Source organism: Streptomyces sp. NPDC005281 (genome assembly GCF_040607495.1).
GTDB lineage: Bacteria > Actinomycetota > Actinomycetes > Streptomycetales > Streptomycetaceae > Streptomyces.
This window is the reverse complement of record NZ_JBEXGX010000073.1, coordinates 1-9,412: the sequence shown is the minus strand read 5'-3', so window position 1 is coordinate 9,412 and position 9,412 is coordinate 1. Positions and strand designations below refer to the sequence as shown.

Here is a 9,412-nt window from a genome sequence, read left to right as displayed (position 1 = left end):
CCACCCCACCCTCTTCGACCACAGCGGCGACCACATCCCCGGCATGGTCCTCCTCGAAGCCGCCCGCCAAGCCGCCCACGCCACCACCCACACCAACAGCGGCAGCGACAGCGGCACCAGCGGCAACGGCAACGGCAGCAGCGGGACCACCCGCGCCAACGGCAGCAGCACCAACGACAGCAGCAACGGGGCCATCGGTGCCAACACCAGCAGCACCGGCAGCGGCAACACCGGCGGCACCGGCGTCTTCACCCCCACCGGCGCCACCACCACCTTCACCCGCTACGCCGAATTCGACACCCCCTGCCACATCCAAACCACCCACCACACCACCCACAACAACACCACCACCATCGAAATCACCGGAACCCAAAACAACCAACACATCTTCACCACCACCATCACCGGAACCACCACCTGACCGGACCGCCGCACACGACGACGACCCCCCACACCAGAGCGAACCCGGCTCGTTCCTGATGCCCAGTCGGGCAACGACACAGCCGTCAGCGGCCAGGCCATCGACGTCCGCGGCCGAGCCGCCTCACCCGCATGCCTTCGTCCACGGCCTCGAACGACGCCACAACCGGGTCGTCGCCACGTGCCGGCTCACCTTCGGCGCCATGCTCCTCCCCGGTGCTCCGCAGACCAACGACGCCCGGATCGCCGAAGGCCCGACCTCCTTGACTGTCGGCACACTCACGCTGGTCCTCGCGTTCTATACACGCCGTGCGAGGTGCAAGGTGCTCCGGAAGAAGGACTCACGCTCCGTTCGAGAAGGCCTGGTCACGCTCCGTTCGAGAAGGCCTGGTGCTCCAGGGCCCTGATGTGATCACTGCCGACCCGGCCATGCCGGCGTACGACGCCGCAGCAGGTGAACAACTCCACCACCGAGTCGCAACACCTGATCCGGCTCAGCGCGATGGCCAAGCACCTGCACGCCCAGATCGCCGCGTTCCGCAACCGGCCCCTGGACGCCGGACCGTATGCGTCCGCCCGGGTGGAGTGGACGCGCTCACGCACAAGGTCCGCAAGGGCCGCCGCACCCTCAACGCCCACGCGCTGACCGCGGCCGGCGTCAACGCGCACGGACACCACAAGACCCTCGACATCCACGTCACCACGCCCGAGGACGCCGCCCGCCGACTCGCCTTCCAGCGCTCACCGACCCCCCGCAGCCCGCCCGCCGTCCAACTGATCGTCTCCGACACCCACACCGGCCCGGTGAACGCGCCCGGCACGACCCTGCCGAGCGCACCAAGACAGCAACGCCCCACACTCCCCCACACCCTCAACACGCGCCGCGCCACCCCCATCACCCACAATCCACTGAGCCAGACCCCCAAGTCCGCCCAACCACGGGCCGCCACACCGCTACGGACAATCTCCGAACAACCCGACACCGACACCGTCAAGGCCCAAATGCGCCACGCGTTGCACGCACCGGAGGCCAAATCCCCCAAAGCCGCAACCCACATAGACACCACCCAGGTAAGACCGCGCAGGGCCGTCGGCCAAAGGGGAGCGGGCTGGGGCCGTGGTAGTGATCGGGTCGACATCGGAAGGGCCCCGCCAGGGCAGCCACGTCGCAGGTTGACATTGCAAGACACTCCGTTAGGGAACCACTCGCACTTTCGGATCTTGGAGGAAAACGCGCCTGGCACGGTGACTCGCAGCAGTTCAGCTGTCGTCACCCGCGGCGTACTTCATGACAGCGGCAGGGTGTCTGGCCTGGCCCGTTGCGCTCATCATGGTCAGCCGCCATCAGCGCTGAACCGGCCACAGCATCGTTGAGCCGGCCCGCTCCGTACGGGTCGCCGATGTGCTGGTCCCCGGAGCTCCGCCGCGCAGAGGCAGCGGGATGGTGGGCACGATCTACGCGTTCCTCGATCTAATCCTGGCGTCATCAAACCTGTTCAACGGCATCGCAACCGCCCGAAAGTAACCCGCCTCCGTGCCAGACCGGCGCCCTGCAGACCCACTGCCCAGAAACTGATGTGCGGCGGACAGCCGTGCAGTTCGGAGAGCGGGGGTCGCGGCCGGTCAGCGATTCCTCGAACTAAGGGGCGACAACCGCCGCCATTCGGGCCACGCCCCAGTCCTCAGATGTCATTGAGGAAGCCGCTGCCTCGAAGGCGCAGGACATTGCGGGACCGGAGATACGCGTGCTGGGAACGGTGGAGGTTGACGGCGTGGGCCGCAACGGCCACGGCCCGCGCACTGCCCAGCTCGCCGCACTCATCTACTTTCCGTCCCGGACGCAGCGCCGACACCCTGTGCGCCGACATGAACCCCTCAAGCCATGGTCGACCACCACCCTCAACGCCCGCATCCAAGGCCTGCTCCGGGCACTGAGCAACGACCCGGACGGCGACCCCTACGTGCCACGGCGCCGCAACGGGGACACCCCCTACCGACTAGCCGACAACGTGCGCTGCGACTGGACTCGGTTCCTACAGCTCGCCGAACGCGGCCTGGCCCGGGCAGCGGACGGGCTGCCCGATCTGGAGGAAGCACTGTCGCTGGTCCGCGGCCGCCCGTTCGGCGTTGGCCGGCCCGACGTGCAGGGTCTGGGCCTGCTTGCGCAGCAGGCTCTCCAGGTGGGCGTCGTCGTTGAGGACCTTGGGGTCGGACCCGGCCGCTTCGGTGAGGTCGGCATCCACCTGGGCGAAGGCTTCGATCACGCTCCGTGCGCCGGACCGGCGGGCAGGCGGCCAGGCTTGGGCGTCGCGGAGCGCCTGCACGGTGAGCTGACATGATGTTCTTCCTCGGCCTCCTCGATCTCGGCGAGGAACAGCCGTTGCGATCCGCCCGGACGCCCTAATGGTGGAGTCGGGTACTGGAACCCCCGGAATGCCTCGGTCAAGTTCGGGCCCTTCTCACCGTTCAGCCTTCGTCGAGCACCGCCCGGATCACGTGCCGGGCGTTGTGCGCCATCGCCGAGTTCGTCCTCCGGTAGTACGGCAGCGCGATCAGCGCCTGCGAGAGCGTCCGTCCCCGTCCTCGGATCCAGGTCGCGTCGTCCGCGCCCAGCGCCTCGCGGAAGACCTCCCTTGCATCGGCGGGCAGCAGATTCCACGCCGGGAACAGATCACACGCCGGATCACCCACGCCCAGGCACCCGAAGTCGATTACCGAGGTCAGCCTGCCACCGTCCACCAGCAAGTTGCCCGGCATGAGGTCGGCATGCAGCCACACCGGCGGGCCGTCCCAGCCCGGGGCCTGCAGCGCCTCTTCCCATACGGCGGCGGCAGCGTCGCAGTCGACGCCCTCCTGCGGGATCCCCCGCAGTTCCTCGATCGCTGCCCGGGTCTCCGCGTCGAGGGAGGCGACCGGTCCGCCGCGATGGGCCTGCGGCGCACCCGGCAGGGTGATGTTCCGCATCGCTGCCACGAATTCGGCCAGGTCCTCGGCCAGCAGGACAGGTTCGCTCAGCACCCCCGCTTCGGGATTCTCCCCCGTGAGCCACTGGTACACCGACCACGGCCACGGATACCCCTCGGCGGGCTGCCCATCCCCGAGCACCTCGGGGATGGGTGTGGGCAGGTGGGGCGCCAGCCGGGGCAGCCACGTCCGTTCCACTGCCACGTCGTTGGCCCCGCCCTTCACCAGCGGAAGCCGTACGACCGTGTCATTGCCCAGCCGGTACATGGCGTTGACCGTGCCGCCGGACGGAAACCGCTCCACCGCCAGCCCCGCCCACTGCGGGAACTGCCCGGCGATCAGCCGCCGCACAAGGTCGTTGTCGATGGGATGCGTGCCGGGATGCATTTGCCCTGTGCTCATGGCATGTCATCCGACCGTCGGACGCCGACGGGCGTCAAACGCTTTTCCGGCAGACACCACTTTCACAATATGTGCTGGTCCCGGCTGCGACGACTGACATCGGCAGCGTAGGCGGCCCAGTCCCCGCCTGATGCCTGTTGCCACTGAACGGCCACTTTGATGTGGACCCCGAGCATCCGGGCGAGGATCGCGGCGGGCACTTCGGTGGCGAGGGTGAACAGCGCGGTGGAGCGGTCCTGCTTGGGCCGGATCCCGATCTTGTGGAGGCGCTGGCCGATCTGGTCGTCGCCGAGGGGGCGTCCCGGCTGACCTCCGGGGAAAAGCCAGGGGGCGTCCTCCGGGGTGCCGATCTTGGCCTTGCGGCGGCGGGTCGCGACGAGCTCGCGGACCAGGCTGGCCAGCGGCGCGGGGAGGACGACCGGCGAGGTGCCGAACGTGATGGAGACGGTGTCGCCGTCGAAGTGGACGTCATCGACGGTGAGTTGGCTGATGGTGGCGATCTTCTGTGCGTAGAGGATCAGCAGCAGTCCCGCGACGCGGTCCGGGGTCGGCAGCGTGTCGTCGTTGAGGAGGCGGCGGGCGTCGGCCCAGCGCTTCTCGCTGTCGATGGTGCTGAGCGGGCCGGTCCAGCGGACGGTGCCGTAGTTCAGGTCACGGGCATGCCGGTGCTGTACCGACCAGCGGACGAAGTGGCCTGTCTCGTCGCGGTAGCTGACCGTGGGGTCGGCCATCCAGCGTTCCAGGTCCGTCTGGGTGCAGGTCCCCGGTGTGAGCCCTTCGCCGCCGAGCCAGTCGAGGAAGTTGTTCGCCGCGGTGACGTGGCAGCGCACGTTCAGGTCCTGGAGCCGGGTGGTGTGGTCATCGCCGAGGCGGCGTTGGAGCCGACGCATGTTATAGGCGCTGTGAAGGCGGAAGCCTCCACAGTTCGGTTCGCGCACGGGCCTGGTCTGCAGGGATCTCACGGACCAGCTGGTAGAGGTTCTCGAAGTATTCCTGCCAGCGGTTCGGATCCGGCATCGCGTTCCCGGCCCGCTTGGCCCGCTCCGCTTCCACCATCGGCCGCATGCCTTCCCACACCGAGATCACTGATCCGCCCAGGTATCCGGAGACAGGTTCGATGTCCACGACTCCATGGGCGACCAAGGCACCGAGGTTGTCGTAGAACCAAGCCAGCTCACGTACCGACTCCCTGTGCGCTTCCGGGACCCCGTCCAGTCCCGCCGACAGATCACAGCCTGGCAGGTGCTCATGCACGAACTGCCGGGCACCGGCCAGTCGGGCGCTGCGATGCTCGCGAAAGAGGTCCACCAGCACCGGCAGGGTGTTGGCGTGCTGCGCCAGCCTCAGCTGCCGCACTGACGCCCAACCAGACACCCCCAGGGCCACCACTGACACCATCAGTGCCGCAACACCCATTGCGCCCCCAATCGCCCGCCGTCACGCCTTCTTGTCATCTCAAGCCTGCTGCCACGGCAACGATGCCCAGGAGGAAGTCCTTGAACCGGCCGATCCAGTTGGAGCGATGGCCGACCTGGCTGCACGGGCACCGTACGCGCCGGCCTGCGACCCTTCCGTGTCGGGTGGCACAGCGGGCGGACCCCCTGCTGCGTGGAAGGGCCCTGGCCTGGCCTTGGCCCACGCAGAGCCACAGGCCACACTTGAATCCGTGACGATCAATGCTGGAAGCGAGGCCATCGACCCCTGGGCGCTCCTCCTGGCGACGGACTGGAATAGCGTCGACCACTGCTGCCCCAACGTGGCGCTGGCGACCCCCGTCATCCTGGCTGGGCTGCTGGATGACGACGAGGATGTTCAGCGAAGCGCCGTACGCGATCTCGGTCAGGCCGTGACCCACCAGAACAGCATCTACGGCGCCACCGCCCCGGCCGCCTGCTTCGTCATAGCCATCTTGGGCCACCCGAGAACGATGACCGTGGGGACCTACTTCCACGATGAGCGCTGCCGGCCCATGCGCGCGGCGCTTCTCGAATGGCTGGGTGATCTCGCCGACGAAGCGACTTACGATGCGGAGGGTCCAGGGGAACCTGAGGATGTCGCCGCGGTGCGTGCCATCATCCCGCTGATCTATGAGGCGGCACGGTCACACTTTGCCGACGCAAGCCTTCTGATCAGGGAGGCTGCGGTGTACGCAGCGGCGATGACGCTCGCCGTGGCTGAACTGGCTGTACACATTCCGGCGCTCGTACCGCTGGCTCGCAACACGCTCAGCGCCAGCGAGTACCGGGGATACCGATACATGGCCAAGCGGTGCCTCGTGACCTGGGGCGTAGAACCCGCCCCCCTTCCCGACCCACGGATCTCGGGTCCCGAACCGATGGACCGGCCCTGGGAAGACGGCTGTTCCGACGACCCGCCGTTCTGACCCAGGAGGCACCGCGACGCACCGGGCGTCACCGACAACAGTTCCGCCGAACTGGCTGACCGGCCAAGCAGACCTGAGCGGCTGCAAAGCGATCGTCGGGTGCCGGTCGATCCCTGCTGGAGGCGGCGTGCAGGATGATGCCGCCGCCAGAGGCCTGACGAGGTCGCGGACAATGGGCAGGCCCAGGCCGGTGCCGTCATGGAGGGAGTCGGAAGCGCGCCATAAGAGGCCGAAGGGTCTAGGTGATACCGGAACCGACCCGCCAGCCCTGACCGGATTTCGCGATGGGGATCATCCCCTCCCCCAGCCTGCATCGGAGCGAGTTCGAAGTCCTCACGGCCAGCAGCCGGACTCGTGCAGCAGCCGCTTGCGGCGTGCACCGCCTGCACCGCGCGCCGCAGCCCGTACCAAGCAGCGCCCGCGTGGATCCACCCGGCACCCGACTCGCCCCGGATCATGATCTGCACCCGCCACCAGCAGGAGAGTGAAGGAAAATAGCGAAGGAGGCGGGCCGTGGTCTGTTCAGCCAGGGACGCGAACTGTTCGGCAGCGGAGGGCATGCGGGCCTGGGCTGCGGTGTAGGGCGTGCCACCCGCGCGAGGCCGTCTCTCTCGCTCGCCGACACCTCGGGTTCTTCATAGAGTGGCCTGGAGCCCCGAGGAGGCGTACGGCCATGGACCAAGAGCAGATCCTCAGCAGGATCACGGCGATGGTGGACGACGAGCGACGGCTACGTGACTCCGTGGCGGCGGGTGAGATCGACAGCTCCACGGAGCACACGCGCCTCGCGGAGCTGGAGCGCGAGCTCGACCAGTGCTGGGACCTGCTGCGCCAGCGGCGCGCGAAGTCCGAGTTCGGCGAGAACCCGGATGAGGCGCAGCCGAGGTCGTCGTCGCAGGTCGAGGGCTATCTGGGCTGAGCTTCGGGCTCCCGGTCAGCCCGTCACACGCACTATCGGTAAGGACGCTGCGCAGGACGTCCTCGACTACGTGGCTCCGGTCGGCGAGAGCCAGGAGACAGTTGAACGCGCCATGCGAGCGATCCATGGGGCTGGAGTCGCTCTGCACTGATGTTTCGCTGACAGGCTGCCGGGGCCCGGAAATGGCCGCGGCATGGCCCGCCCAGCTGTGGGTCGGCGCACTCGTTGAACGCAGCGCAGGCTGGCGGACGCACGGGGATGCATTCCGTTTAGGCCACCGCTGCGCGCACGGAGGAGCCGGTAGCGGCACTGGTCTGCCCAGCTCAGTTGCGCACGCTTTATCTGTACCGAGACATCTTCACCACCGTCCCGTTCGCTTCTGTCCCAGTTCTGGCTTGCCCCGGACTGCCGACGAGAACGCGACGTGAAGAGCAGCTCGCGCAAGATCAGGGAGCGCAAGCCTGCATCAGCGGACAGGGCGAGAGTGCCGGGCAATCCTCTGGCGCGGCCCCAAGGTTCTCGGGCCGGGTGAGGGTGGGCCGCGGTCGGGACATTGCGGTGGGGCAGACCTGTCCCCCGCGGGGACACCTGATAGGCCTCGACGTAAGCCCAAGCCGACGGCGCTTTCGCGTTGAGGCGCCCAGCCAAGCATTGGGGCCGCCGACTCGTCGAGTTACATGGCGACGCCACCCCGGCCATGGAGCAGCTCTCCCCTCGCACTTGCCGCATGCGGTGCCCGGCACCGGGCTGGAAGCACTGACGGTCTCCCCGCTGGAGAGCGTCAACGACGGGGTGCTGGACGATGCCGCCTTGCCCATCGTCGTCGCCGCCCCGATTGCCACCCGCAGTGCTGGAAAACCGAGCGCGTGCCGTGGTCCGTGACCCCTCTGCCGCAATGAACGTCGCGTCTGGCGCAGTCGAGGAGCCACAGACCGGTGGCAAGGTTTTCCATGGCGCCGCGCAACTGGGGCCATGGGGCGGTGGGGCTCGCTAGCCAGCGCGAGGCGGCGCAGGGCATTGGCGTGGTGGGCTGCCCCGAGGGAGGGGGCTCGGCATTCCGCGTTCCTCTACCACTGGTAGAGGAGCGCGGTAGAGTCGGGGTATGGCGGACGAGACGAGTATCAAGGTGAGCGCGGCGGCACGGGACCGGCTGGCGCGGTTGGCGGCCGAGCATGGCACGACCATCCGCAGCCTGGTCGAGGAACTGGCGCAGAGCACGCCGACGCAGGCCGAGTATGCCGAGCGTGCCGAGCTGGCCCGCGCCGAGCTTGCCTCCGCCCTGGGCAGCGCGCCGAGCCCGGAGGCCGAGGCGAAGGCCCGGGCTCTTCTGGAGCGCCTGGGCGCCTCTCAGCACGGGCCCCGGGCGGCCGCGTAGTGGCGGCGATCGCGGTCGTCTTGGACCACACCGCCGCCGGGGCCCTGTACGACCCGAAGGACCCGTTCAACGAGGCGGTTGCCGCGTTCTACGTGCAGGCCTCCGGCGGGCTCGGTGATCTGTATGCGCCGGTGCTGTCGCTGACGGCCGGTGACACGGAGCAGCCCGGACTGCTCGGCTACATCAAGGGACTGCGGTTCATCCGGATCGAGGCGTTCGACACCAACGCCGCCGTCACCGCCACCGAACTGCTGCGCTTCGGCCACACCTGGGCCGCCGTCCACGCCATCCACGCCGCCCGACCCTCCCCCGCCCACCCCAGCGGACGGTATCTGCTCACCCTGACACCCAAGGCATACGCAGGCACCGGCGTCCAGGCCGTCCACCCCGGCCAATAGCCGCGGGCGCGTGGACGCCCTCCCCACCCCGCCCGCACCGTCGCGGACTGGCCCCCGAGCACCACGCAAGGCCCGGCGCTCCTCAGCGGGCGGAGCACCGCTCGAACAGGGCGGCTACGTCGTCTGCCCGATGCGCCCGGCCGCAGGCCACGGTGCACGCCAGAGGAACGCCTGGACCGGCGGCCGCCCCATCAGTCACCGCTTGACCTGTTTGAGCCGACGCTTCACGGCTCGCGTGATCGTCCGGGATCGGCCGCGACAAGGTTCCCGATGACGCCCGGCCCAGCCGACCTCGCCGCCTGAGCCAGAGAGGTGGCCAGTCTCTTTCGCGAGCCCCCCTCCAGGAGCAGTTCGACCAGGCCGGGGAGCGTCTGCATGGGGATGGAGCACCTCCGCCGGCCGTACCCGACCGACAGCATGGGAGCGGCGTACCGGCTTTTCAGACGCCCTCTAGTCGCAATGCCGTTGTTTTAGGCCTCGGGCGTAGGTTCCTGGGTAGTGGTCCCAGGGGGTGGTCGGGTGTCTGGGCGCGTGTCTGAGTTATCGGGTCT

Annotated in this window: 10 protein-coding genes; 6 read left to right on the top strand and 4 right to left on the bottom strand. The window is 68.6% G+C overall.

The features are described from left to right. Together ABZV42_RS41590 and ABZV42_RS41585 are read left to right on the top strand one after the other, a co-directional pair. Positions 1-421 (top strand): AfsA-related hotdog domain-containing protein (locus tag ABZV42_RS41590; RefSeq protein ID WP_356057441.1); only part of this gene is annotated, 421 nt, incomplete at its 5' end. A 428-nt stretch (positions 422-849) separates the two neighbouring features. Then, positions 850-1,794 carry a transposase gene (locus ABZV42_RS41585; RefSeq protein ID WP_355991156.1) on the top strand — a complete coding sequence of 315 codons (945 nt, stop codon included), beginning with the start codon at positions 850-852 and terminating at the stop codon, positions 1,792-1,794. A gap of 659 nt (positions 1,795-2,453) precedes the next feature. Here ABZV42_RS41585 and ABZV42_RS41580 read toward each other — a convergent pair. From ABZV42_RS41580 to ABZV42_RS41565, 4 genes are all read right to left on the bottom strand, one after another. Continuing rightward, positions 2,454-2,684: a hypothetical protein gene (locus ABZV42_RS41580; RefSeq protein WP_355991152.1), complete on the bottom strand. Its 231-nt coding sequence runs from the start codon at positions 2,682-2,684 to the stop codon at positions 2,454-2,456. Positions 2,685-2,886: 202 nt separating this feature from the next. Continuing rightward, positions 2,887-3,786, bottom strand: coding sequence for an aminoglycoside phosphotransferase family protein (locus ABZV42_RS41575; protein WP_356057439.1), 900 nt, complete (start codon positions 3,784-3,786; stop codon positions 2,887-2,889). A 62-nt stretch (positions 3,787-3,848) separates the two neighbouring features. Next, entirely contained in the window at positions 3,849-4,676 is an 828-nt protein-coding gene (locus ABZV42_RS41570) for a hypothetical protein (RefSeq protein ID WP_356057437.1), read from the bottom strand. Position 4,677: 1 nt separating this feature from the next. Then, positions 4,678-5,184 carry a hypothetical protein gene (locus tag ABZV42_RS41565; RefSeq protein WP_356057435.1) on the bottom strand — a complete coding sequence of 169 codons (507 nt, stop codon included), beginning with the start codon at positions 5,182-5,184 and terminating at the stop codon, positions 4,678-4,680. A gap of 268 nt (positions 5,185-5,452) precedes the next feature. On the opposite strand from ABZV42_RS41565, the gene ABZV42_RS41560 reads away from it, so the two are divergent. From ABZV42_RS41560 to ABZV42_RS41545, 4 genes are all read left to right on the top strand, one after another. Beyond that, entirely contained in the window at positions 5,453-6,169 is a 717-nt protein-coding gene (locus ABZV42_RS41560; protein ID WP_355991144.1) for a hypothetical protein, read from the top strand. Between the two features lie 673 nt (positions 6,170-6,842). Further along, positions 6,843-7,088 carry a DUF2630 family protein gene (locus tag ABZV42_RS41555; RefSeq protein WP_355991142.1) on the top strand — a complete coding sequence of 82 codons (246 nt, stop codon included), beginning with the start codon at positions 6,843-6,845 and terminating at the stop codon, positions 7,086-7,088. A gap of 1,102 nt (positions 7,089-8,190) precedes the next feature. Further along, positions 8,191-8,463: a hypothetical protein gene (locus tag ABZV42_RS41550; RefSeq protein WP_355991140.1), complete on the top strand. Its 273-nt coding sequence runs from the start codon at positions 8,191-8,193 to the stop codon at positions 8,461-8,463. Next, the gene (locus ABZV42_RS41545) at positions 8,463-8,861 is read left to right on the top strand and encodes a hypothetical protein (RefSeq protein WP_355991138.1); all 399 of its coding nucleotides are present in this window, start codon (positions 8,463-8,465) and stop codon (positions 8,859-8,861) included. The genes ABZV42_RS41550 and ABZV42_RS41545 overlap by 1 nt, the downstream gene beginning before the upstream one ends. Positions 8,862-9,412: the final 551 nt, after the last annotated feature.

Coding starts and splice junctions, on each gene's coding strand:
- ABZV42_RS41585 (WP_355991156.1), top strand. CDS start 850: ATGCCGGCGTACGACGCCGCAGCAGGTGAACAACTCCACCACCGAGTC.
- ABZV42_RS41575 (WP_356057439.1), bottom strand. CDS start 3,786: ATGAGCACAGGGCAAATGCATCCCGGCACGCATCCCATCGACAACGAC.
- ABZV42_RS41570 (WP_356057437.1), bottom strand. CDS start 4,676: ATGCGTCGGCTCCAACGCCGCCTCGGCGATGACCACACCACCCGGCTC.
- ABZV42_RS41565 (WP_356057435.1), bottom strand. CDS start 5,184: ATGGTGTCAGTGGTGGCCCTGGGGGTGTCTGGTTGGGCGTCAGTGCGG.
- ABZV42_RS41555 (WP_355991142.1), top strand. CDS start 6,843: ATGGACCAAGAGCAGATCCTCAGCAGGATCACGGCGATGGTGGACGAC.
- ABZV42_RS41550 (WP_355991140.1), top strand. CDS start 8,191: ATGGCGGACGAGACGAGTATCAAGGTGAGCGCGGCGGCACGGGACCGG.